22 protein-coding genes are annotated in these 23,366 nt (G+C 69.7%); 6 read left to right on the forward strand and 16 right to left on the reverse strand.

All coding sequences use genetic code 11. The features are described 5' to 3' along the window. Positions 1-28: 28 nt before the first annotated feature. From JUB13_RS05975 to JUB13_RS05985, 3 genes are all read right to left on the reverse strand, one after another. Positions 29-1,192 (reverse strand): TRAP transporter substrate-binding protein, encoded by a 1,164-nt coding sequence (locus JUB13_RS05975; protein ID WP_207477873.1) that lies wholly within the window; start codon positions 1,190-1,192, stop codon positions 29-31. A 465-nt stretch (positions 1,193-1,657) separates the two neighbouring features. Continuing rightward, a complete protein-coding gene (locus tag JUB13_RS05980; RefSeq protein WP_207477874.1) occupies positions 1,658-2,143 on the reverse strand; it encodes a GAF domain-containing protein in 486 nt (161 codons plus the stop codon). Between the two features lie 44 nt (positions 2,144-2,187). Then, a complete protein-coding gene (locus tag JUB13_RS05985; RefSeq protein WP_207477875.1) occupies positions 2,188-2,565 on the reverse strand; it encodes a hypothetical protein in 378 nt (125 codons plus the stop codon). Positions 2,566-2,978: 413 nt separating this feature from the next. Here JUB13_RS05985 and JUB13_RS05990 point away from each other — a divergent pair, with 413 nt between their 5' ends. Together JUB13_RS05990 and JUB13_RS05995 are read left to right on the forward strand one after the other, a co-directional pair. Continuing rightward, a complete protein-coding gene (locus JUB13_RS05990; RefSeq protein WP_207477876.1) occupies positions 2,979-3,512 on the forward strand; it encodes a hypothetical protein in 534 nt (177 codons plus the stop codon). 8 nt (positions 3,513-3,520) lie between these two features. Next, the gene (locus JUB13_RS05995; RefSeq protein WP_207477877.1) at positions 3,521-3,967 is read left to right on the forward strand and encodes a DUF421 domain-containing protein; all 447 of its coding nucleotides are present in this window, start codon (positions 3,521-3,523) and stop codon (positions 3,965-3,967) included. A gap of 129 nt (positions 3,968-4,096) precedes the next feature. Here the strand turns inward: JUB13_RS05995 and JUB13_RS06000 are convergent, their stop codons facing one another. After that, positions 4,097-5,116, reverse strand: coding sequence for a methyltransferase (locus JUB13_RS06000; RefSeq protein ID WP_207477878.1), 1,020 nt, complete (start codon positions 5,114-5,116; stop codon positions 4,097-4,099). 154 nt (positions 5,117-5,270) lie between these two features. After that, on the reverse strand, positions 5,271-6,509 hold the full coding sequence (locus JUB13_RS06005; RefSeq protein ID WP_207477879.1) for a phenylacetate--CoA ligase family protein: 1,239 nt from the start codon (positions 6,507-6,509) through the stop codon (positions 5,271-5,273). A 138-nt stretch (positions 6,510-6,647) separates the two neighbouring features. Between JUB13_RS06005 and JUB13_RS06010 the strand changes: the two genes are divergently transcribed. Next, a complete protein-coding gene (locus tag JUB13_RS06010) occupies positions 6,648-6,863 on the forward strand; it encodes a hypothetical protein (RefSeq protein WP_207477880.1) in 216 nt (71 codons plus the stop codon). Here JUB13_RS06010 and JUB13_RS06015 read toward each other — a convergent pair. The 6 genes from JUB13_RS06015 to JUB13_RS06040 all read right to left on the reverse strand — a co-directional run bounded on the left by JUB13_RS06015 (position 6,860) and on the right by JUB13_RS06040 (position 14,046). Beyond that, the gene (locus JUB13_RS06015; RefSeq protein ID WP_207477881.1) at positions 6,860-7,708 is read right to left on the reverse strand and encodes an ABC transporter ATP-binding protein; all 849 of its coding nucleotides are present in this window, start codon (positions 7,706-7,708) and stop codon (positions 6,860-6,862) included. The genes JUB13_RS06010 and JUB13_RS06015 overlap by 4 nt on opposite strands. 89 nt (positions 7,709-7,797) lie before the next feature. Continuing rightward, complete coding sequence (locus tag JUB13_RS06020; RefSeq protein ID WP_207477882.1) at positions 7,798-9,093, reverse strand: ABC transporter substrate-binding protein; 1,296 nt, start codon at positions 9,091-9,093, stop codon at positions 7,798-7,800. Positions 9,094-9,156: 63 nt separating this feature from the next. After that, entirely contained in the window at positions 9,157-10,224 is a 1,068-nt protein-coding gene (locus JUB13_RS06025; RefSeq protein ID WP_207477883.1) for a branched-chain amino acid ABC transporter permease, read from the reverse strand. A 10-nt stretch (positions 10,225-10,234) separates the two neighbouring features. Then, a complete protein-coding gene (locus JUB13_RS06030; protein WP_207477884.1) occupies positions 10,235-11,128 on the reverse strand; it encodes a branched-chain amino acid ABC transporter permease in 894 nt (297 codons plus the stop codon). Positions 11,129-11,206: 78 nt separating this feature from the next. Continuing rightward, positions 11,207-13,135 (reverse strand): long-chain fatty acid--CoA ligase, encoded by a 1,929-nt coding sequence (locus JUB13_RS06035; protein WP_207478100.1) that lies wholly within the window; start codon positions 13,133-13,135, stop codon positions 11,207-11,209. Positions 13,136-13,149: 14 nt separating this feature from the next. Then, positions 13,150-14,046 carry an ABC transporter ATP-binding protein gene (locus JUB13_RS06040; protein WP_207477885.1) on the reverse strand — a complete coding sequence of 299 codons (897 nt, stop codon included), beginning with the start codon at positions 14,044-14,046 and terminating at the stop codon, positions 13,150-13,152. A 196-nt stretch (positions 14,047-14,242) separates the two neighbouring features. Between JUB13_RS06040 and JUB13_RS06045 the strand changes: the two genes are divergently transcribed. Together JUB13_RS06045 and acnA are read left to right on the forward strand one after the other, a co-directional pair. Beyond that, entirely contained in the window at positions 14,243-15,979 is a 1,737-nt protein-coding gene (locus JUB13_RS06045) for an AMP-binding protein (RefSeq protein WP_207477886.1), read from the forward strand. A gap of 194 nt (positions 15,980-16,173) precedes the next feature. Next, positions 16,174-18,876: an aconitate hydratase AcnA gene (gene acnA, locus JUB13_RS06050; protein ID WP_207477887.1), complete on the forward strand. Its 2,703-nt coding sequence runs from the start codon at positions 16,174-16,176 to the stop codon at positions 18,874-18,876. Positions 18,877-19,028: 152 nt separating this feature from the next. Here the strand turns inward: acnA and JUB13_RS06055 are convergent, their stop codons facing one another. Then, positions 19,029-19,955 (reverse strand): LysR family transcriptional regulator, encoded by a 927-nt coding sequence (locus tag JUB13_RS06055; protein ID WP_207477888.1) that lies wholly within the window; start codon positions 19,953-19,955, stop codon positions 19,029-19,031. A 60-nt stretch (positions 19,956-20,015) separates the two neighbouring features. After that, positions 20,016-20,918, reverse strand: coding sequence for an AraC family transcriptional regulator (locus JUB13_RS06060; protein WP_328702875.1), 903 nt, complete (start codon positions 20,916-20,918; stop codon positions 20,016-20,018). Positions 20,919-21,045: 127 nt separating this feature from the next. Between JUB13_RS06060 and JUB13_RS06065 the strand changes: the two genes are divergently transcribed. After that, a complete protein-coding gene (locus JUB13_RS06065; protein WP_207477890.1) occupies positions 21,046-21,354 on the forward strand; it encodes a hypothetical protein in 309 nt (102 codons plus the stop codon). Between the two features lie 18 nt (positions 21,355-21,372). Here JUB13_RS06065 and JUB13_RS06070 read toward each other — a convergent pair whose 3' ends face one another. The 3 genes from JUB13_RS06070 to JUB13_RS06080 form a co-directional block, all read right to left on the reverse strand. Continuing rightward, positions 21,373-21,582 (reverse strand): hypothetical protein, encoded by a 210-nt coding sequence (locus JUB13_RS06070; RefSeq protein WP_207478120.1) that lies wholly within the window; start codon positions 21,580-21,582, stop codon positions 21,373-21,375. 112 nt (positions 21,583-21,694) lie between these two features. After that, positions 21,695-22,168 carry an RNA pyrophosphohydrolase gene (locus JUB13_RS06075; protein WP_207477891.1) on the reverse strand — a complete coding sequence of 158 codons (474 nt, stop codon included), beginning with the start codon at positions 22,166-22,168 and terminating at the stop codon, positions 21,695-21,697. Positions 22,169-22,204: 36 nt separating this feature from the next. Continuing rightward, positions 22,205-23,365 (reverse strand): divergent polysaccharide deacetylase family protein, encoded by a 1,161-nt coding sequence (locus tag JUB13_RS06080; RefSeq protein ID WP_207477892.1) that lies wholly within the window; start codon positions 23,363-23,365, stop codon positions 22,205-22,207. Position 23,366: the final 1 nt, after the last annotated feature.

Consider the following 23,366-nt stretch of genomic DNA (forward strand, 5'->3'; position numbering starts at 1 on the left):
CAACCGCTCCTGACCGAGCGATCCCGCGTCAGGCCTTGAAGAAGTGCTGGAAGGCCATCCTCGCGTCGGCGTCATAGAGGTTGTAGAAGCCGGCGACGCGCTGGACCCAGGCCTTCTGGCTCTCGACGACCTTCTTGAAGTAGGGGTCGCCCGACAGGCTGTCGATCACCTTGTCCCAGGCCCTCAACTGGGCTTCCAGCACGGGCTTCGGCGTCGGGACGGCCTTGACGCCCTTCTGCTGCTGCATCTCCTGCAGGTCCTTGGAATAGCGGTCCTGCTGCTTCCAGCCCATATCCGCCGACGCCGCTTCGGCGGCATAGCGAAGGATCGCCTTCTGCTCGGCGGCGAGCGCATCGAACTTCTGCTTGTTGAAGATGATCTCGAAGCACTCGACGCGCTGATGGAAGCTCTGCAGGTAGTAGTTCTTCGCGACGTCCGGGAAGCCCAGCACGCGATCCGAGGACGGGTTGTTGAACTCGGCGCCGTCGATCAGCCCGCGGTCGATCGCAGGCACGATCTCGCCGCCCGGCAGGATGGTGACGGCGACGCCGAGCTCCTTCATGAGATCGGCCGCGAGGCCGACCGTCCGGTACTTGAGATTCTTGAGGTCATCGGCCGAGTTGATCTCGCGCTTGAACCAGCCGAGCGGCTGCGTCGGCATCGGGCCCGACATGAAGCCCACGACGTTCAGCTTCAGCATGTCGTTGACGAGCTCGCGGTAGAGGGCCTCGCCGCCCCCGTAATAGAACCAGCCGAGCAGGTGATTGGCGTCCCACCCGTAGGGAGGCGCCGTGCCGAACAGCGAGAAGGCCTTGTTCTTCCCGTACCAGTAGGCGGCGACGCCGTGCCCGCCGTCCAGGGCGCCGGCATGCACCGCGTCCTGCATCTGGAAGGCGCCGACGACGGCGCCTGCCGCCAGCAGATCGAGCTTGAGCCGGCTCCCGCCCATCTCGTTCGCGCGCTTCACGAAGTCCTGGGCGAATTCGTGAAAGATGTCCTTCTGGGGCCAGGTGCTCTGGAAGCGCCAGGTCACGGTCTGCGCCCTGGAGACGTTGGGCATCGCGACGGCCCCCACCGCGGCTGCGCCGCCGAGACCGAGCCCCCGCAGGAAGCGGCGGCGCCCAACGCCGGGGCCTGCCGCTTCGGCAGGCCTGGAAACCGAATTCAAGACGGAGTAACGGCGCTTCTTCATGGCTTCACTCCCTGATTATGATTTCGAGAAGCAAGCTCGATCGAACTGCCGGCCATCTCGCTTCGCGATCCGCAAAGCTCTTTTCCAACTCCGTACGGCTTTGCCGAACAGCCCAAGACGGCGGCGGGACCTCTGCCCCACGGCCTCTTCCCAGACACGAGCCCTACAAAAGTACATTCGAGGGATTTTCGGACAAGTGGAAAGTCCGCTTTACCAACTATTCGGCCGCAAGGCTGCATGCGCGCTCGCCGGGCGGGCGCGGGCGCCGCGGCAGTCCGGTGCCTGAAAGCGTCTCCTGCTCGCCTATTCGCGCCGGATCGGGCGGAAAGGGCCGGCCCGGCCACCGAATCGGGCCATCCAATCGGGCCCCTTGATCGGGACGGAAGGGCGAAGTTGCGGCGCGCGCCGTCCCGCGCCTGCGGCCTCAGTCAGGCGCTCTCAGACCGGCCGCGTCGGGAACAAGGGTCAGAAGTCCGTGCCGGCGACCAGGATCGCGGCCAGGGCCTCGCAGCCGCGGCGGTCGTCCTCGTCGAAGCGCGACGGGAGCGGGCTGTCCAGGTCCAGGACGCCGATCACGCGGCCGTCGCTGACCAGCGGGACGACCAATTCCGACCGGGATGCCGCGTCGCATGCGATATGGCCGGGGAAATCGTGCACGTCCGGCACGAGGACCGACTCCCGTCGCTCGGCGGCCGTCCCGCAGACGCCCCGGCCGACGGGGATGCGCACGCAGGCGGGCTTGCCCTGGAAGGGCCCGAGAACCAGCTCGCCCCCCTTCATCAGGTAGAAGCCGGCCCAATTCAGGTCGGGCAGGAGATGCCAGATCAGGGCCGACGCATTGGCGGCGTTGGCGATCGGGTCACGCTCGCCCGCCAGCAGGCCTTGGAGCTGGCGGGCAGCCTCTTCATAGATGTCCGGCTTGGTACCGGCGACCGGTGCGATGGCGAACATCGTGTTCCTGTGGAAGCCGCTCGGGCGGGGCTCCCACCATAGCGTCACTTCACGCGGCGCAGCAGCCAGTTCTCGTTGGCGACGTCACGGGTGAGGTAATCGCGGAGCTGGATCTCGGTCAGGTAATCCGTCCCGTCGATGAAGTCGCGGCCGCAGCGGCCGCTGACCGTGGCGACGTACTCCGTCACCACCGCGGCCGCGGCGATTGCCGGCGCGGTCGCGCCGTAGTTCCACATCCAGTAGGCGGCAAGCTGCGGATCCAGGCCATCGACCGTCGCCTCCTCGGCGCGGGAGGCGGCCGGCACCGGCGCCTCCCACGGGGCGGGCGCGGCCTTGCCGCTCAGCGCGGCCAGCAGGGCGGGATCAAAGTCCGCGCCCGTCACGATGCCGTTCTGGGCGAGCAGGTTGAGATCCATGTCCATCGTTCGCTGTCCCGCGCATCGTTAATCGATGGTTAACCTTACCCGTCCGTTAAGCTTTCAGCAACGATTTCGGAGAGATGACCACCATCCGGGGTGGTGACAAAGAGCGGTCCCGGCGGTCGCCCCCTCCGTCGCATTCGGCTGCACGGCGGTGGTTACCCCGATGAACGCGGGTGGCGCGGAAAGGATCCACGGCTACCACTATCGTTTTCTCGCGGACCTTAGTCCTATCCGTTTCCGCGGATGGCACGGAGGCTGAGGCGGATGGTCCTGCGCGATCGCGCGTCCATCCTAATCCGACTGTCTCGCTCCACGTCATGGCGGGATCCGTGATATTCGGTGGCCCCGGTCCGCCGAGCCCCCTAGTCCCCTCGGCGCCTACACACCGTCAGGTGCGGCGAGGGAGGTGCCGAATGGCAAGGCGGAACCAAGACCAACCGGCCCAGGTAGGCTGGACGGGCCTCGAGATCGACGAGGACATGCGGTTCCAGCGCCGCGACTGGACGTTCGAACGCATCTCGTGGAGCCTGCTAGCGCTGCTCGTGCTCGCAGCGCTGCTCGGCGCGTTCTCGCGCGGGCCGCTCAGCAAGGCGGTGGCGAGCGATCCCGACGGCATCCTGCGCATCACCTACGATCGCTTTCTCCGCGACGACGCGGCCTCCTCGATCGAGATCGAGCTCGCACGCGGCGCGACCGCCGGCGATCAGGTCGAACTGCTCCTGCGCGGCCCAATGCTGCGCGACCTCCAGCTCCGGAACCTGAGTCCCGAACCGCTGGAGAGCCGCCTCGCCGAGGACGGATGGGCGCTTCGTTTTCCGGTTCGCGACCGGCAGGCACCAAGCCTGATCCGGATGGAGCTCCGGCCCGAGACGGTGGGATGGCTCGACGGCGAAATCGCCGCCGAGGGGCGGCAGCCCGTGCCGATCCGCGCCTTTGTCTACCCCTGAGGCGGTCGATGGACTCGATCCTCCGCGCCGCGGCAATCTACCTGATCCTTCTGGTGCTGTTCCGCGCGGCTGGCCGGCGGACGCTGTCCGAGATGACGGCCTTCGATTTCGTCCTGCTCCTCGTCATTGGCGAGGCGACCCAGCAGGCGCTGCTGGGCGAGGATTTCTCGCTGACCAACGCCATCCTGGTGATCGCGACGCTCATCCTCCTGGATGTCCTGCTCTCCTGGGCCGCCCAGCGCTCGCGCAGGATCGCCAAGCTGATCCAGGGCGTGCCGATGGTGATCGTCGCGGACGGCAAGCCGCTGCGCGACCGCATGCGCAAGGCCCGGGTCGATGAGGCGGACGTCATGACGGCCGCCCGGCAGTCCCAGGGTCTCGAACGGATGGAGCAGATAAAGTACGCCATCGTCGAGACGAGCGGCGGCATCTCCATCATCCCCAGGGATCGGTGACCGCGCCCTGCCCTCACACCGGCAGAGGCGCGCGAACGCGCATCCCGGGTCCTCCAGGGCTCGCGGAGCCGCCGGCCCGGGCCGGTCGGTTCGGCGTCCGGTGCGTCCGGATCGCCAGGGGGCGCGGGTTCAGGCGGCGACAGCGGTGTAGACGGATATGCCCGCGCGCGTGGGAATGAGGCCGGCCGGCTCGAACCCGGCCCGTCGGACGAGCCCGTCCATCTCGGCCTCCGTGCGCTCGCGGCCCGCGCCCATATAGACGAGCATCTGGAGGTCGAAGAGCTTGGCGGCGCGTCCCGCCGGCCCGTCCGCAACGATAAACTCGACGATCAGGACCCGCCCCCCGGCAGGCAGCGCCGCCCGGCAGTTCGCGAGGATGCGCTGGCACTGCTCGTCGCCCCAGTTGTGGAGCACCCGGCTGAGCAGGATCGCATCCGAGCCCTGCGGCACCCCTGCGAAGAAATCGCCGGCGACGACCTGGATCCGGTCCCCGACCCCGCTTTCCGCCAGCGCCGCCCGGGCGTCGGCCGCCACGGCCGCGGTTTCCAGCAGCACCCCGGACAGCCCGGCATGGCGGCGCAGGATCGCCGCCAGGAAGCCGCCCCGCCCCCCGCCGACATCGGCAATGGATGTGCTGCCCGGAAAGTCGTAGGCGTCGAGGATCGCCTCGTGCATCTGCGCCGATAATGCCTGCATGCCGTCGCCGAACAGGCGCGCATCGGCCGGGTGGTGCTCTAGATAGGGGAAATGGGTCATCCCGTGCGCCGCGGAGAAGGCGGACTGGCCGGTGGCGATCGCATGCGGCAGCTCGGCCCAGGCCTCCCAGTACATCCGGCTCCCGCGCAGGCGAACGAAGTCGCGCAAGCTTCCGGGAACGTCCGAGCGCATGCGCGCGGAAACCGGTGTTAAACCGAACCGCCCGGACCGGTCCTCGGAAAAGAGGCCGACGGCGGCGAGCGCACGCAGCAGGCGGAGCAGCGCGCCGGCATCCGCTCCGACCTGGGCGGCCAGGGTCTCCGCGGACACGGGGCCGCCCGAGAGCCGATCCGGGATGCCGAGATCAGCCGCCACGGCTATCGAGCGCACGATCGCATGGCCGCTCATGAGCTCGAGGATCCGCTCGATGCCGTCGTCCTCGGAAGGATCCATCGGTCCGGCCTCCTCAGCATCGCGGCGTCCGGCTGGGATGGCGCCGGCGCCCAGGTGGCGGGTCGCGCCGCTTCGGCTGGGGCAATTCTGCCCGTCCTCCCCGATCACCGCCGCAGCAACAAAGGAGGGGCCGGCGCATCCCCCTGCGGCGGACCTACTCGTACCGGCGCTGATCGTCGATGATCTTGCCATCGTTCGGCAGGCTACCGGGGGGTACCAGCTCGACATGCCCGCGCAGCTTGGTGACGGCCTGCAGGGACCCCGCGACCGCCTCCGCCAGCGCCGGGTCCGGTGCCGGCGCCTCGGCGCGCAGGGTCATGGCGTCGGCGCCGTCGGCGCGCGCGACCACTAGCCGTGCCCGCCCGAGGCCGTCGTGGCGCGCCACGACCTCGGCTACCTGCCTGGGGTGGACGAACATGCCCTTGACCTTGGTGGTCTGGTCGGCGCGGCCCATCCAGCCCTTGATGCGGGCATTGGTGCGGCCGCAGGGGCTGGCGCCCGGAAGGATCGCGGACAGGTCGCCGGTCGCGAAGCGGACCAGGGGATAGTCCGGGTTCAGGACCGTGACGACGATCTCGCCGACCTCGCCGTCGGGAACGGGATCGCCGGTGCCGGGGCGCACGATCTCGACGATCACGTGCTCGTCCAGGACCAGCCCCTCCCGCGCGGCGGTCTCGTAGGCGACGAGGCCGAGATCGGCGGTGCCGTAGCTCTGCAGCACGTCGAGCCCCCGCTCGGCGTAGAAGCGTCGCACGTCAGGCATGAAGGCCCCGCCGGTGACATGGGCGGAGCGGATGGAGGAGACGTCACGGCCGGTGGCCTCGGCCTTCTCGATGATCGCCTTCAGGAAGTCCGGGGTGCCGGTGTAGCAGTGCGGGCGGATGGCCTCGATCGCCTCGACCTGCTGTTCGGTCTGCCCGGTTCCCGCGGGGAAGACCGCGGCGCCCAGGGCCTGCGCCGCCCCGTCCATCATCAGGCCGGCCGGGGTGAAGTGATAGGAGAAGCAGTTGTGCAGGACCTGCCCCGGTCGCAGCCCCGCGGCCCACAGCGCGCGCGCGAAGCGCCAGTAGTCCGGCCGCCTCCCCTCGGGCTCGAAGATGGGGCCCGGAGAGGCGAAGACCCGGGCGAGCGCACCCGGCGACGTGGCGGCAAGGCCGCCGAATGGCGGCTCCTTGGGCTGCAGTTCCGCCAGATCGGACTTGCGCGTCAGGGGAAGCCGCGCGAGGTCGGCACGCGTGTGGACGCCCTCCGGCTCGATATCCGCCAGGATCCGGGCCCAGCCCGGCGCACGCGCCTTGGCGAGCGCGACATGCCCCGGCAGCGCCTCCAGCAGCGCTGCCTCGCGCCGGTCTGCCGGGCGCGACTCCAGCTCGTCGTAGAAGGGGCGTTCCATCGGGCGGTCCTCGGCTGAAATGTAAAAATCGAATTTAAATCGAAACTAAGTCGCTCAGGATTGGATTCGAAAAACTTTGCCTTTCGGGAGTGGTATTCGTACCCTTGCTGCAAGGACTCTCAGAATGGGGAGGCTGCCTTGGAAGATTGGACGACAGTTCAATTCGCGGAGACGCCCGATCTGCCGACGCGCAAGGCGATCCTGAGCTGGGTCGAGCGCGAGGTCGGCGGACGCGTCCTGCACTTCAGCACCATGGACTGGTCCGGGCGCCGGCAATACGGCTTCCGATTCCAGCAGGCCGAGGATGCGCGGCGCTTCACCCATCGGTGGCTTCCCGCCAGGATCGACGCCTAGAGCCACCGCTTGCGGCGCTTGAAGCTCTTGAGGTTCCTGAAGCTGCGCCGCTCATCGCCGCCGCCGAGGTAGAACTCCTTCACGTCCTCGTTGCCTTCGAGCTCGGACGCGGTGCCGTCGAGCACGACCTTCCCCGATTCCATGATGTAGCCGTAGCTCGCCGCCTGCAGCGCCATGCGGGCGTTCTGCTCGACCAGCAGGATCGTGACGCCGAGGTCGCGGTTGATCTGGCGGATGATGCCGAAGACCTCCTTCACGAGCAGCGGCGACAGGCCCATGGACGGCTCGTCCATCAGGATCAGCCGCGGCCGCGCCATCAGCGCGCGCCCGATGGCCAGCATCTGCTGCTCGCCGCCCGACAGGTAGCCCGCCAGCCCCGTGCGCTCCTTCAGGCGGGGGAAGTACTCGTAGACCATCTCAATGTCCTGCTTCACCCCCGCATCGCGGCGGGTGAAGGCGCCCAGACGCAGGTTTTCGAGGCAGGTCATGTCGGCGATGATCCGGCGCCCCTCCATCACCTGGAAGATGCCCTTGCGGACGATGCGGTCCGGGTCGGTGCCGTCGATGCGCTCGCCGGCGAAGACCACCTCGCCGCGCGTCACCTCGCCGTCCTCGGTCTTCAGCAGGCCCGAGATCGCCTTCAGCGTGGTCGACTTCCCGGCCCCGTTCGCCCCCAGCAGCGCGACGATCTCGCCCTCCGGCACCTGGAGGCTGAGGCCGCGCAGCACCAGGATCACGTCGTTGTAGACGACCTCGATGTTGTTGACCGAGAGCAGCGGCGGCTTGGCCGCGCCCTGCGCCGGTCGTTCGGACGGGCGGGCGCCCGCATCGGTCGTGACGGACATGGCGTTCCCTGCTTCGCGTGGGGTTCCGATCGGCGAAGGGCGGCCCCCGGCCCGTCGACGGGACGGGGGCCGCGCTCAGCGCGCGGGGCCTACCAGCCCAGCCATTCCGGCTTGCGCTCGAGCTGGACGGTGTCGACCTTCTCGAGCTTGATGGCGCCGCTCTTCACGAGCTCGGACACCGGCGCCTCGGTCGGGCCCGACACCTTCGCGCGGTACAGCGCCACGGTCGTCGTGCCGCGGTGGTCCTCGGCGGTCCAGGAGGACGGGAAGCAGACGCCTTCGAGGCCGGCGGGCACCCAGTCCTTCTTCTGGTACATCCCCTTCTTGATGTTCGGCCCGGTGATGCCGCCGTTCTTGGCGGCCCACTCCATGCTCTCCTTCATGTAGTAGGCCGAGCAGATGCCGGCGAGATAGTGCACCGGCCGGTAGGCGGTGCCCGCCGCGTCGGTGACCTTGGAGATCTCCTGCACGAGCTGCATGCCCGGCGCGCTCTCGCTGAAGGTGACGCCGGTGCGCAGCGGGAAGACCACGCCGTCGGCGGCCTTGCCGGCGGCCTTGGCGGCGTTCTCGTCCATGCCCCAGACATTGCCGAGGAACTGGACGCTGGCCCCGACCGTCTCGCAGGCCTTCAGCACGGAGATGTTGGAGCCCGCGGTGTTGCCGAGATAGGCGTAGTTGGCGCCGCTGGTCTTCAGGGTCAGGCACTGGGCCGTATAGTCGCCGGGGGTCAGGGCGAACTGGATCGCCGGCAGCACCTCGAAGCCGAGCTGCTTGGCCAGCTCCTCGCCCGCGGCCTTGGGCGCGTTGGGATAGGGATGGTTGGCGCCCATGTGGACGTATTTCGGCGCGCCCTGGCCGCCCTTCGCCTTCCAGTCCTTGGCCGCCCACATCAGCATGGCGCGCAGCCCGTCGGAATAGCTGGGCCCGTAGAAGAAGTTGTAGGGCGCCGCCTTCTCGGAACGCTCGCCCTTGCCATTGGGATCGGTCAGCGCGCCCGCGTAAGAGCCGGAGAAGTACGGGATCTCGTCCTTGGCGACGAAGGTGATCAGCGCCTCGGTGTCGGCGGTGCCCCAGCCCTGGATGGCCGGGACCTTGTCGCGGCCCGACCACTTCTTGTACTGGCTGATGGCACGCGGCACCTGGTAGCCGTAGTCGTAGGTCTCGACCGCCATCTGCCGGCCCGCGACGCCGCCCTGCTTGTTGATGTAGGCCAGAGCGTCGGCCACGCCCTGGCCGAAGGGCACGCCCACGTCGGAGGTCGCGCCGCTGTAGTCCGCCAGGTGGCCGACCGAAATCTTCTCCTGCGCCGTGGCCGGAGCGCCCGCGAACGCCGCGCCGAGCGCCACCGTGGCCGTCGCGGCCGCGAGAACCGTCTTCAGGGTCATTGAACGCCTCCTCTCCGTGCTTTTCTGGTTGTGGTTCGCTGCGGAATCTTCCGGTCCGTCGCCTCAGTGCGAGAACGGATAGAGCTTCCAGTAGGCCTTCACCTGCTTCCAGCGGTGCGCGAGGCCGTCGGGCTCGAAGATCAGGAAAAGGATGATGGCGAGGCCGATCGCCATCTCCCGCAGGTAGGACAGGCTGTCCTTCAGGTTCAGCGCCCGGTCGATGGCGCCGCCCGCAAGGGCGTCGGTGACGGCCCCCATCAGCTCGGGCAGCAGGACCATGAACACCGTCCCCATCAGCGACCCCATGATCGAGCCGAGCCCGCCGATGATGATCATGCCGAGGAACTGGATCGAGAGCAGGATCGTGACGCCCTCGACCGACACGAACTGCAGGTAGTGGGCGTAGAGCGCGCCGCCGATGCCCGCGTAGAAGGAGCTGATGCCGAAGGACATCGTCCTGTACTTCGTCAGGTTGATGCCCATCATCTCGGCCGAGAGATAGTGGTCGCGGACGGCGACCAGGGCGCGCCCGTCGCGCGTGCGCATCAGGTTGGTCGCCAGGACGTACATCGCGACCATCCAGGCCAGCACCACGTAGAAGTACCGCTCGTCCGTGTCGAAGACGAAGCCGAACAGCGAGAACGGCTCGGCGATGGTGCCGGCGACCCCGCCGGTGAACCATTCGGCCCGCCCCAGGAAGTCCTCGATGATGTACTGCGCGGCCAGGGTGGCGATGGCGAGATAGAGCCCCTTGAGCCGGGCCGCGGGGATGCCGAAGATCAGGCCCACCGCCGTCGTCATCACCCCGGCCAGCGGGATCGAGAGCGCGACCGGGATGCCGAAATGATTCGAAAGCCAGGGCGAGGCGAAGCCCCCGAAGCCGAAGAAGGCGGCGTGGCCGATCGAGATCTGCCCGGTGAACCCCACGAGGATGTTCAGCCCCAGCGCCGCGATGGACAGGAAGCCGATCTGGATCATGATCGACAGCCAATACTTGTCGAGCACCAGCGGGCAGAGCGCCAGCAGCACGACCCCGGCGATCGCGAAGTTCCGGCTGGTCGCCGTCGGGAAGATCGTCGTGTCGGCGGCGTAGCTGGTCTTGAAGTCGCCGGCGGGGATCAGGGTCGTCATGGCACCGTCCTCATACCCGCTCGATGTCCTTGGTGCCGAACAGGCCGTACGGCTTGATCATCAGGATCACGATCAACACGTAGAAGGGCGCCACCTGATACATGTTGCCCCAGTTCAGGTACTCGGCATCGAGGAAGTGGGCGAAGTTCTCCAGCAGGCCGACGATCAGGCCGCCGAGCACGGCGCCCACCACGCTGTCGAGCCCGCCCAGGATCACCGCCGGGAAGACCTTGATCCCGTAGAAGGACAGGGCCGAGGAAACGCCGTTCACCACGGCCACCACCACCCCCGCGACCGAGGACACCACGGCCGAGATGGCCCAGCTCAGCGCGAAGACGGTGCGCACCGAGATGCCGAGGCTCTGCGCGACCTGCTGGTTGAAGGCGGTGGCCCGCATGGCGAGCCCCATGCGTGAGAATTTGAAGAACCAGGCGAAGACCGCCATGATCACCACCGAGATCCCCAGGCTCATCACGTAGACCGTCTGGATCCTGAGGCCGAGCACGTCCACCTGCCCGGTCTCGAAGATCGGCGGGAAGGGCTGGGCGAAGACGCCGAACATCCACTTCATCAGTGCCTGGAAAAAGATCGAGAGCCCGATCGTCACCATGATGACCGAGATGATCGGCTCGCCGATCATCGGCCGCAGCACCACGACCTGCAGCAACAGTCCGAACAGCGTCATGAAGACGAGGGTGAAGCCGAAGCCCCAGATGAAGGGAAGCTGCCACTTCGTCAGCAGCCACCAGCAGGTCCAGGCGCCGATCAGCAGGAACTCGCCCTGGGCGAAGTTCACGACCTGGCTCGCCTTGTAGATCAGCACGAAGGACATGGCGACGACGCCGTAGAGCGCCCCCACGACGATCCCGTTGATCAGGAGCTGGCCCAGAAGCTCGGTGTTCACGCGGTGCTCCTCCCCTGTGCTTTCTGTCCGGTGCTTTCCGTCCGGTGCTTTCTGTTCGGTGCTTTCCGCCCGCGCCGCTCAGGCCGCGACCGCGGGCTCGCGCGGCCGCGCGGGCCCCGGCGCCAGCTCGACGACCTTGAGCCGCGTGCGGATGCGCTGCCGCGTCCCGTCCTGGAAGGTGATGGTGGTGTCCACGTCGATCGCGTCGCGGTCGCCGTAGATCGCCTCGATGATGTCGCCGTACTTCTCGGCGATCACGCCGCGCCGGACCTTGCGGGTGCGCGTCAGCTCGCCGTCATCGGCGTCGAGCTCCTTGTAGAGCAGCAGGAACTTCCGGATGCGCTGGGATTCCGGGAGCGAGGCATTGACCGTCTCGACCTCGCGGCGCAGCAGGTCGTAGACCTCGTCCCGGCTCGAGAGGTCGGTGTAGGTGGTGAAGGCGATCCGGTTCTTCTCCGCCCATTTCGAGACGATGGGAAAGCGGATGCAGACCATGGCCGAAAGGTACGGGCGCCCATCCCCCAGGATCACCGCCTCCGCCACGTAGGGGCTGAACTTCAGCTTGTTCTCGATGTATTGCGGGCTGAAGCGGTCGCCGCCGCTCGTGGTCGCGATGTCCTTGATCCGGTCGATCACGACCAGGTGGCCCTTGGCGTCGAAGTAGCCGGCATCGCCCGTGTGCATCCAGCCGCCGCGCAGGTCCGCGCGGGTCGCCTCCTCGTTCCTGTAGTAGCCCGAGAACATGTGCGGGTGGCGCGTCACGATCTCGCCGACGCCGTTGTGGTCGGGGTTCTCGATGCGGACCTCGATCCCCTCGTCGAAGGGCACGCCGACCGTGTCGAAGTCGACCTCGCCCGCCCGGTGCACGGTGTAGGCGCCGATCAGCTCGGTCTGGCCGTAGAGCTGGCGCAGCGGGACGCCCATGGCCTGGAAGAAGCGGAAGGTGTCGGGCCCGAGGGCGGCGCCGCCGGTCGCGGCGCTCCTGAGCCGCGTGAAGCCCAGCCGGTCGCGCAACGCGCGGAACAGCAGCAGCTCGGCAAGGCGCGAGCGCCGGCTCTCGGCCAGGGCCTTCAGCCCCAGGCGCATGCCGAGTTCGTACAGGCGCTGCTTCAGCGGCGAGGCATCCATAACCCGCGAGCGGACATCGGCCGCGATCTGCTCCCACACCCGCGGCGCGAAGAGCACGAAGCTGGGCCCGATCTCGCGGAAGTCGTTCATCGCCGTCTCGGGTTCCTCGACGAAGTTCACGACCATCCGGGCCTGCAGCGCCTTACCGAGCCCGTAGATCTGCTCCATGATCCAGGGCAGCGGCAGCATGGAGACGTATTCGTCGCCCGGCGCGCGCGGATCGGCCTTCAGGTAGCTCGCGCAGTGGCGCAGCAGGGCCGCGGAGGTCAGCATGGCGAGCTTGGGATTGGCGGTCGTGCCCGAGGTCGTGCACAGGATCGCGACCTGCGAGCCGTCCCCCGCCTCCACCAGCCTCTCGTAGAGGCCTGGCTCGGCGGCCTCGGCCTCCGCGCCCAAGCCGACCAGCGCATCCACCGAAAGAAGCCGGGGATCCCGGTACTTCCGCATGCCGCGGGGATCGGAATAGACGATGTGGCGCAGGCTCGGGATGCGGTCGCCAAGGCCCAGCAGCTTGTCCACCTGCTCCTCGTCTTCGGCGAAGACGAGGCGCACCTCGGCGTAGTTCACGAGGTAGGCAACCTCCTCGTCGAGGGCGTCGCGGTACATGCCGAGGCTCATCGCGCCCGCGGCATGGGTCGCGATCTCGCCGCAGACCCAGTCAGGCCGGTTGTCGCCGATCAGCGCCACGACGTCGCCGGACCCGATGCCGAGGCGCCGCAGGCCCAGCGCGAAGGCACGCACGCGGTCGTGGTACTGCGCCCAGGTCAGGCTGCGCCAGATCCCGAAGTGCTTCTCGCGCAGCGCGGTCTCGGCGCCATGGGCGCGGGCGTTGTGGGCCAGCAGCTTCGGCAGCGTGTCTAGCCGGCGGAGGTCCGGCATTTCCGGGGGCGCGCTCACGCCACCCTCCCCGGCCGCAGGGCCGCGTCCTCGGGATCGACCAGGACCTCGTCCTCCTCGCCGAGATAGGCGCGGCGGACATGCTCGTCGCGCAGCACCGCCTCAGGCAGGCCCTCGGCGATCTTCCGGCCGAAATCCAGCACCATCACCCGGTGCGAGATGTCCATCACGACGCCCATGTCGTGCTCGATCATCACGACGGTCATGCCGAACTCCTCGTTGAGGTCGACGATGTACCGGGCCATGTCCTCCTTCTCCTCGAGGTTCATGCCGGCCATGGGCTCGTCCAGGAGGATCAGGTCCGGCTTCAGTGCCATGGCGCGCGCGAGCTCCACCCGCTTGCGCACGCCGTAGCTCAGGGTGCCCGCGACCGCCTTGCGGACGTTCTGGAGGTCCAGGAAATCGATGATCTCCTCGACGGCCCGGCGGTGCTCCAGCTCCTCGCGGCGCGCGCGGCTCAGCCAGTAGAGCGAGCCCGTCAGGAAGTTGTTCCGCAGCAGGTGGTGGCGCCCGACCATGATGTTGTCGAGCACGGTCATGTGCCCGAACAGCGCCAGATTCTGGAAGGTGCGGCCGATTCCGATGGTGGCACGCTGGTTCGGCGTCAGCGCGGTGATGTCGCGCCCCTTGTAGAAGACCGCCCCCTGCGTCGGCCGGTAGCGCCCGGAGATGCAGTTGACCATGGAGGTCTTGCCGGCGCCGTTCGGGCCGATGATCGAGAACAGCTCGCCCGGCAGGATCGAGAACCCCACCTCGGTCAGCGCGCGCACGCCGCCGAAGCGGAGCGAGACGTCCCGGGCCTCGAAGATGGGCGCCCCGGCCATGGGGGCCACGGGGTCGGTCGCCTGGGCGGGCGGGGATGCGCCAGGCCGCTTCACGGGCTCGCCGGACATGTCTCCTCCGTTCCGTTTCGCCCGGCCTTCTGGGTGCCGGTGCCGATCCGACGACGGAGTTCCACGATATGGAACCATCCGGGACGGCCGGCTCGGAAAACTATAGCCACGCGTCGGGAATGTTTTCAATGCTGATAATCAGCGCTCGCAGTTTTCCTGCGTGACACGGCCAGGAACGTCCATATTATGGACCTTCATGACGACCAGCAGCGCGACAGCCGCATCACCGGCCGGTGGGACCCAGAGCCTGGAAAGGGCCATCGCGCTTCTGCGCGCGGTCGCGGCCCGCGCGCCCGACGGCGCCCGCCTCGTCGAGCTGATGGCCGCGGCCGGCCTGTCCAAGCCGACAGCGCACCGGCTGCTGACGGCGCTCGCCCGCGAGGGGCTCGTGCGCCAGGACGAGCGCAGCCGACGCTATCATCTCGGCCCCGAGCTGGCCGCGCTGGGACTTATCGCCGCCTCGCCCGGCCCGGCGCCGGCTGGCGCCCCCGGCGAGGCCCGCCCGGATGCGCCCTCCTCGGCCTTCCTGCGCCCGGAATACCGCGGCGGCGCGATCGCCCTGGCGCAGCTGCTGTGCGACCGCCATGCCAGGGCCGGCGGAGCCCATCCTGCCCTTCTTCACGAGAGCGTCGCCGGGCAGACGACCGAGCTCAGCTTCGCGCGCCTCGCGCAGGATTCGGCGCGCTTCGCGAGCGTCCTGGCCGGACTCGGCGTCGGCCGCGGGGACCGGGTGGCGGTGCTGCTGCCCAAGGGGCCCGAACTGCTGATCGCGGCCCTCGCGATCTGGAGGCTCGGCGGGGTCTACACGCCGCTCTTCACGACCTACAGCCCGGCCGCCATCTCGTTCCGGCTGGCGGACAGCGGAGCCCGGGCCGTGGTCACCAACGGCTTCCTGAGCCGGAAGCTGCCGGCCGCACCGGACGCGCGCCCGCCGGCCGTGGTGACGGTCGAGGACGAGGAGGTGCTCGGCGAGAGCACCGATGCCGTCCTCTTCTGGTCGGCGCTGCACACCGCCGCGCCGGCCGAACACGTGGCGCGCTACGGCGAGGACGAGGCCTTCCTGCAGATCTACACCTCGGAGGCCGAGGCCAAGCCGCTGGGCGTCGGCGTCCCCGTCAAGGCACTCGCCGGCATCGAGCAGTACATGCGCGTCGGCCTCGACCTCCGCGACGACGACATCTACTGGAACATGGCCGATCCCGGCTGGGCCTACGGCGCGTATTACGGGCTGGTCGGCCCGCTGCTGCTGGGCCGCACCACGATCTTCTGCGACGGTCCCTACGACGTGCGGCAGGGCTACCGGATGCTGACGAAGTTCGGCGTCACCAACCTGACGGCAGCGCCCTCGCAGGTTCGGGCCTGGCACCGCGCGGGACCGCTCCAGGTCCCGCACAAGCTGGCGCTGCGCATCATGTCCGTGGTGGGCGAGCCGCTGCCGCCCGAGCTGATCACCTGGGCGACCCAGACGCTGAAGGTTCCGCTGCTCGACCAGTACGGCCAGCGCGAGACCGGAATCATCATCGTCAACCGCTACGGAATCGACAGGTCCGGGCGTGACGGGGCGCCGCAGCCCGATGCGGGATCGCTGGGCCGGCCCATGCCGGGCTACCGCATCGTGGTGCTCGACCAGGACGGGCGGGAGGCGCCGGTCGGCGGCGCCGGCGAGATCGCCATCGACACGGAGCGCTCGCCGCTGTTCTGGTTCGAGGCCTACAGCAACGACGCCGAGCTGACGGCACGCCGCTTCCGCCATGGCCCCCGCTACTATCTCACGGGCGACTGGGCGTTCATGGACGCCGATGGGGCCATCCACTACCGCGGCCGCGTCTCCGATGCGGTTCTGATGCAGCAGAGCGGCGCCCCGGCCGAGACCCGCGGCGAGGCCGCGGGCGAGGTCCTCGGGGGCCGTGCCGCGGCCGGACAGGGCCGCTGAGCCGGCACCGGACCCAAGCATTTCCGCGGCTCCTGCGCCGCCCACACCCGCGCCCAGGCCTTCGCGGATCGGCACGCCCCCCCGCGCATGGGGGCATTTGAACTCCACCCGATTCTGCGGTACAGGACGGGCCGCAGAAGGTAGGTCGCCTGCCGACCAGAACCTCCGCCCTACAGAAGACTGGGGGAACCACAGTGACGACGTTCACCGGCCAAGACACGCTCAAGACGCGCCGCACGCTCGAGGCGGGCGGCAAGTCCTACGACTATTTCAGCCTGAAGGCTGCGGAGGCGGCCGGACTGGGCGATCTGTCCCGCCTGCCCTTCTCGCTGAAGATCCTGCTCGAGAACCTGCTGCGCTTCGAGGACGGGCGCACGGTTTCCGTGGACGACGTCAAGGCGTGCGCTGCCTGGCTGAAGGACCGCCGCAGCGATACGGAGATCGCCTACCGTCCGGCGCGCGTGCTGATGCAGGACTTCACGGGCGTCCCCGCGGTGGCCGACCTGGCCGCAATGCGCGAGGCCGTGAAGACCCTGGGCGGCGACGTCTCGAAGGTGAACCCGCTCTGCCCCGTCGACCTGGTGATCGACCACTCGGTCATGGTCGACGAGTTCGGCAATCCCACGGCCTTCGAGAAGAACGTCCAGCTCGAGTTCGAGCGCAACAACGAGCGCTACGCGTTCCTGCGCTGGGGCCAGACCGCCTTCGACAATTTCCGCGTCGTGCCCCCCGGCACCGGCATCTGCCACCAGGTCAACGTCGAGTACCTCGCCCAGACCGTCTGGACCGACAAGGACCAGACCGGCAAGACCGTGGCCTATCCCGACACGCTGGTCGGCACCGACAGCCACACCACCATGGTGAACGGCCAGGGCGTGCTCGGCTGGGGCGTCGGCGGCATCGAGGCCGAGGCGGCCATGCTGGGCCAGCCGATCTCCATGCTGATCCCCGAGGTCGTCGGCTTCCGCCTGACCGGCAGGCTGAAGGAGGGCTCGACCGCCACCGACCTGGTGCTCACGGTCACCCAGATGCTGCGCAAGAAGGGCGTGGTCGGCAAGTTCGTGGAGTTCTTCGGCCCCGGCCTCGACAACCTGCCGCTGGCCGACCGGGCGACGATCGCCAACATGGCGCCCGAGTACGGCGCCACCTGTGGCATCTTCCCGATCGACGCCGAGACCATCAAGTTCCTGGCCTTCACCGGCCGCGACGCCGACCGCATCGCGCTGGTCGAGGCCTACGCCAAGGCCCAGGGCATGTGGCGCGACGCGTCCTCGCCCGAGCCGGTTTTCACCGACGTGCTCGAGCTCGACCTCGCGACGGTCGAGCCGTCGCTCGCCGGCCCGCGCCGGCCGCAGGACCGCGTTCCGCTCTCGAACGTCTCCGCCTCCTTCAAGGAGGAGTTCACCGGCGCCTTCAAGATGAATGCCGCCGACTACGACAAGGCGACGCCGGTCAATGGCGCGGGCTATGACCTGCCCCAGGGCGCGGTGGTGATCGCCGCGATCACCTCCTGCACCAACACCTCGAACCCGAGCGTGCTGGTGGCGGCGGGCCTCGTCGCCAAGAAGGCCGCCGAGAAGGGCCTGACGCGCAAGCCCTGGGTGAAGACCTCGCTGGCCCCCGGTTCGCAGGTCGTGACGGACTACCTGGCCGCCGCGGGCCTGACGCCCTACCTGGACCAGCTCGGCTTCAACCTGGTCGGCTACGGATGCACCACCTGCATCGGCAATTCGGGCCCCCTGCCCGAGCCGATCGCCCAGGCGGTCGAGGAAGGTGACCTGGTGGTGGCGGCGGTGCTCTCGGGCAACCGCAACTTCGAGGGCCGCGTCAACCCGCACACCCGCGCCAACTACCTGGCCTCGCCGCCGCTCTGCGTGGCCTATGCCATCGCCGGCAACGTGAAGCTGGACCTGACGCGCGAGCCCATCGGCACCGGATCCGACGGCAAGCCCGTCTACCTCGCCGACATCTGGCCGAGCGCCCAGGAGGTGCAGGAGACGATCCAGCGCGCCCTGACGCCCGAGATGTACCGGAACCGCTACGCCAATGTCTTCGAGGGCCCGGCCGAGTGGCGGAGCATCGAGACCGCGACGGGCGAGACTTACCAGTGGGCCGCCGGCTCCACCTACGTGAAGCTGCCGCCGCTCTTCGAGGACATGAAGCCCGAGCCCGCGCCCGTCAGCGACGTGCACCGCGCCCGCGCGCTGGCAATCCTCGGCGACTCGATCACCACCGACCACATCTCGCCGGCCGGCTCCATCAAGAAGACGAGCCCGGCGGGCGAGTACCTGATGGACTATCAGGTGCGTCCGGCGGACTTCAACTCCTACGGCGCGCGCCGCGGGAACCACGAAGTCATGATGCGGGGCACCTTCGCCAACATCCGCATCCGGAACGAGATGGTCCCCGGCCAGGAGGGCGGCATCACCAAGCACCAGCCCTCGGGCGAGGTGCTGCCGATCTACACCGCCTCCATGCGCTACCAGGAGGAGGGCGTGCCGCTGGTGGTGATCGCCGGCAAGGAGTACGGCACCGGATCGTCCCGCGACTGGGCCGCCAAGGGCACCCGCCTTCTGGGCGTCAAGGCCGTGATCGCCGAGAGCTTCGAGCGCATCCACCGCTCGAACCTGGTCGGCATGGGCGTGCTGCCGCTGCAGTTCAAGGACGGCGTGAACCGCCAGACCCTGGGCCTGGACGGCACCGAGACCTTCGACATCGAGGGGGTCGAGGCCGGGCTGAAGCCGCGCATGGACCTGACGCTGCGCATCCACCGCGCCGACGGCCGCACCGAGACGCTGGCGGTCACCTGCCGCATCGATACGCTGGACGAGGTCGACTACTACAAGAACGGCGGGATCCTGCAGTACGTGCTGCGGAACATGGTCAAGGCCGCCTGACGGCCCTTCCGGGGCCCCGCAAGGGGCCCCTTCCTGCCCGCCCCGCCGGTCCTGCCGGCGGGGCTTTTTCATGCCCGGGCCGCGGGTCCTGCCGGCGGGGCTTTTTCATGCCCGGGCCGCCGGCGCGGGCCTTCATCCCACGGCCCCCCGCCCTATGGGGCCTCGCGATCGAGCTCGGGATCGCGGGTCTCGCGGCAGAGTTCCAGGAACCGCCGCAGCGGCGCGGCGAGCGGCGCATCCTTGCGGGTCGCGATCAGCAGGCGCCGCTGGGCCCAGGCATCGCCCAGCGGCGCCGCGACCAGGTCGGTTCCCGCCAGCAGGTGAAGGCTGGTGCGGCGCAGGAAGCCGATGCCGAAGCCTGCCTCGACCATGCGGACCAGGGCGGGGAAGCTGTCGACCCGCACCCGCTCGCCCAGGGACCGGCCCAGCTTGCGCGCGGCCTCGTTGATCAGCCGGTCGAGCGCGCCGGTCTGCCGCACCCCGACGACCTCGTGGACCGTGGCCTCGGCGAAGGGGATCTCGCCGCCCTCGGCGATGCGCGCGGCCAGCGGATGGCCCGGCGGCGCGATCACCCAGACCCGGTCGGCCTCGAAGGGCTCCACCGCAAAGGCAGCGAAGTCGTAGTAGTCGGCGACGATCGCCACGTCGGCGCGCGCGTCCTCGAGCACGCTGAGCGCCGCCGCCGCGGTCATCTCCTGGATCTGCAGGCTGACCGTCGGCTGCTCGCGCGCGAAGAGCGCCAGCAGCTCGGGCAGGCGCCCGGACAGGGCCGAGCTGGTCGAGGCGAGCCGCAGGGACCCGCGCCGCCCCGTCGCATGGTCGGCCATGACGACGTCCAGGTCCTCGACCTGCCTCAGGATCGCACGGCAGCCGTCGGCATAGGCCTGCCCCGCATCGGTCAGGCGCACGCCCTGGGGCGTGCGGTCGAACAGCGAGACGCCGAGGCGCGCCTCCAGGTCCGCGATGCGGCGGCTGACGGCCGATGGCGCGATGCTCTCCCGCTCCGCCGCCCGGGCGATCGACCCGTCCCGAGCCAGGGCAAGGACCAGCCTCGCCGTCACCACATCGAACTGCGCCATGCCACCCCGCCCGCCTGGCCGCAACCTAGCGCGTCCGGCGTGCCGGGACGAGGCCCCTCTTCAGACCGCCCGAGGCGCGGTCCCGGCCAGGGGCAGGTGGATCTCGGTAAGCCAGTCCGCGGGCGGCAGGCTGCGCGGGCTGTTCAGGTAGACCTCGAAGCAGGGCCGGTCGGCCGCCTCCTCACCGCTGCCGGGCAGCCAGTCCTGGTACAGCCAGCGATAGGCGCGCTCCAGCTCGGCATAGGGGCCGCGGTGGAGAATCACGGCATGGCGCCCGCCATCCAGGGTCAGCAGGCGGATGGGGCCGTCGTCCGCGCACTCCGCGGCGACGGCGGCCTCCGCGGCCGCGTCGAGCGTCACGCCGGCATCCGAACGCAACGCCGCCGCCGGCACCGATCCGGGATCGTCGTGGTAGATGCCGACCATCCGCGCATCGCCGCGCGTGATATTCCGGGCCTCGGCCCAGGCGCCGAGGCGGTCGAAGCAGGGTCCGATCCCGATATAGGGACCGACATGGCGGATGGCGGCCAGGCGCAGCGGCGCCATCTCGCGGAACTCGACGCGGTACATGGGGTGGATCTCCTGTCCATGGAGGACGGCCAGCCTTCGGCGCTGGCGGTAGGCCGCGGGCGGAACGCCGTAGGCCGAGCGGAAGGCGCGGGTGAAGGCGACGGTGTCGCCGTAGCCGGCCCCCCTGGCGATCTCGCCGACGGGTTCCGCGCCGTCGACCAGCGCCTTGGCCGCACGGTTCAGGCGCAGCCGGCGCACTGTCTCGGCTGCCGTCTCGCCGGCGAGGTAGCGGTAGATGCGGTGGAAGTGGCAGGGCGAGAAGCAGGCCACGGCGGCAAGCCTCTCCAGGTCCAGCGGTGCGTCCAGATGCGCGGCGATATGGGCGATCGCGCGCTCGACCCTCCGGGCATAGTCGATACGGGTCGCATGGCGTGTCGTGATCCGGCTTCTCACCGCGGGCCCCCTGCGAAACGGACCTGATCCTAGCCCGGCCGGCCTTGATCGCGCTTGCGCAACCTCGCGCGCCCTGGCGCTACGGGCGCCGAGCCCCCACATCACCTCCGCCCAGCAGGAGGACCCCTTGGCGTATACGGATCATGACGCGGTGATAGACGGGCTGTTCCGGCGGCTCGAGCGCCGGCTGCCCCGGAGCTTCTCGGGCCGGCTCCGCTGGCTTCGTGGCCGCCGCGGCACGCGCGTGCGGGTGCCGGCGGCCGTGCTGCTGATGGCGGGCGGCGTCCTCGGCTTCCTGCCGATCCTGGGCTTCTGGATGCTGCCGCTCGGCGTCCTGCTGCTCGCGCTCGACCTGCCGGTCCTGCGGCCGCCGATCGCCGCCCTGGCGCGCTGGTTCGAGGGGCGCCGGGAACGGCGCCGCTGGACCGACGCCTGATCCCGGCTCAGGCGCTCCTCAGCCGTCCTTGCCGGCGTCCCCGGTTTCCACCTTTCCGGACTCCACGTTCTCGGCGCCCTTGCGGGTGCCGCCGAAGGCTTCGTTGCCCTCCTTCTCGTTCTGGGGACGCTCCTCGTGGTTCCAGGTGTGCTGCTGCCCGCGGATCGTGGCGACAGGGATATCCTCGTCGGCGCGGGTCGGGCCGGGGTTCTCGGGCGTGCGGGACATGCCGCTCCTCCTGCGAAGGGTTCGCCCGGTCAACCGCGCGCCGGGCGCCGGGGTTCCCGAGGCGGTGCCGGCGGGCGGCGCATGTCCGCGGGAGCGATCGGCGAGGAACGGGTCAGCGCGGGATCCGCGGCGCCAGCTCGGCCACGACGGCACGGTAGATGTCGCGCTTGAAGGGAACGATCAGCTCGACCGTCTCCTCCGGGCGGACCCAGCGCCAGGCGTCGAACTCGGGATGGGCGGTGGCCAGGTTCACGTCGGCATCGCGGCCCGTGAAGCGGCAGAGCACCCATTTTTGCTCCTGCCCTCGCCAGCGGCCGCCCCAGACCTTGCCGAGCAGGTCGGGCGGCAGGTCGTAGCGCAGCCAGCCCTGGGTTTCGGCCAGGATCTCGGCCCTGGCGGTTCCGATCTCCTCCTCCAGCTCGCGCAGCGCGGCCTGGCCGGGGGTCTCGCCGGGGTCGATGCCGCCCTGCGGCATCTGCCAGGCCTCCGGCGTATCCTTGCGCCGGCCCACGAAGACGAGCCCCTCGTCATTGGCAAGCATGATGCCGACGCAGGGGCGGTAGGGAAGATCGGCGGCTTTGGTCATCGGCCTCTCATCGCGTCTTGCGCTACGCCGTGCGGGTCAGCGGTCCGCCTGGCGGTTCACCACGGCGCTGACCGGCGCTAGGACGAAGCCCTTGTCCCGAAGCGTCGGAATCCAGGCCGCCAGCCGCTGGAGCGTCAGCGGATAGGCGCCGACGATCCCGACCGCGGCGGTGCGGCGCTTGGCGATCTCCTCCAGGGCGCCCAGTTCGGCGTCGATCGCGGCGGCGCTCGGTACGGCGTCCAGGAAGCCGTCGCCCAGGGCGCGCGGAATTCCGAGCTCGGTCGCCTGGCGCGCCAGAAGGCTGCGCGAGGTCACACGGCCGTCGAGGACAAGCAGCCCCCGCTGCCCGATCTCGCGCGAGACCGGCAGCAGCGCGTCGCGCTGCCCCGTGAAGCGCGACCCGGTCAGGCTGGTGACGCCCACATAGCCGGTGGCCCGCGACAGGGCCCAGAGCAGGCGCTCGCGGTTCTGGTCCGCCCCGATCCCGGTCAGCAGCGTGTTGGGCCCGGGATCGTCGGCGGGATAGCCCTGCGGTTCCATGGGCAGGTCCAGCAGGACCTCGTGGCCGTCGGCGCGGGCCTTCTCGACGCCTGCCTGGATCCCGGGGGCCGCCGCCGGGAAGGCCATGGTCACGGCCCCCGGAAGCTGCCGGATCGCGGCCTCCGTGGCGGTGGCGGAGACGCCCATGTCCGCGACCACCAGCACGATGCGCGGTCGTGGATCGTCCTGCACGAAGGGCCGCGCATAGGCCTGCCACGGCCTCCGCCCGTCCTCGGCGACCCGCGGCAGCGGTCCCGCCGGCCCCTGCTCGACCAGCCCATCCGCGGGCGCGGCAAGCAGCGGCACCTGCGCATCGGGCAGGTTGATGTCGGCCAGCGACGGCTTGGGCGGGGGCGGCCGGCGCTCCTGGACGGGCACCACCACATGCGGCCCTTCGAGCTCCACCGTCTCGCCGGTGGATTCGGCCGCGGAATCGGCGCCGTCACCGGCCGAGAAGACGTACCACAGCACGCCGGCCCCGATCACGACGGCCGCAGCGAAGCCGAGGATCAGCGCTATCCGGGCCTTTCCGCTCGGCGGCTCGTCGAGCTCCACCGCCGCCTCGGCCGTGCGGCCGCCGCGCCAGCGGAGCGGGAGCAGGCGGCGCAGGCCGCCCCCCGCTCTCCGGCGCCCCCCGGCGCCCACGGCCGCAGCCATG

The sequence above is a fragment of the Arenibaculum pallidiluteum genome, from assembly GCF_017355985.1.
Classification (GTDB): Bacteria; Pseudomonadota; Alphaproteobacteria; order Azospirillales; family Azospirillaceae; genus Arenibaculum; species Arenibaculum pallidiluteum.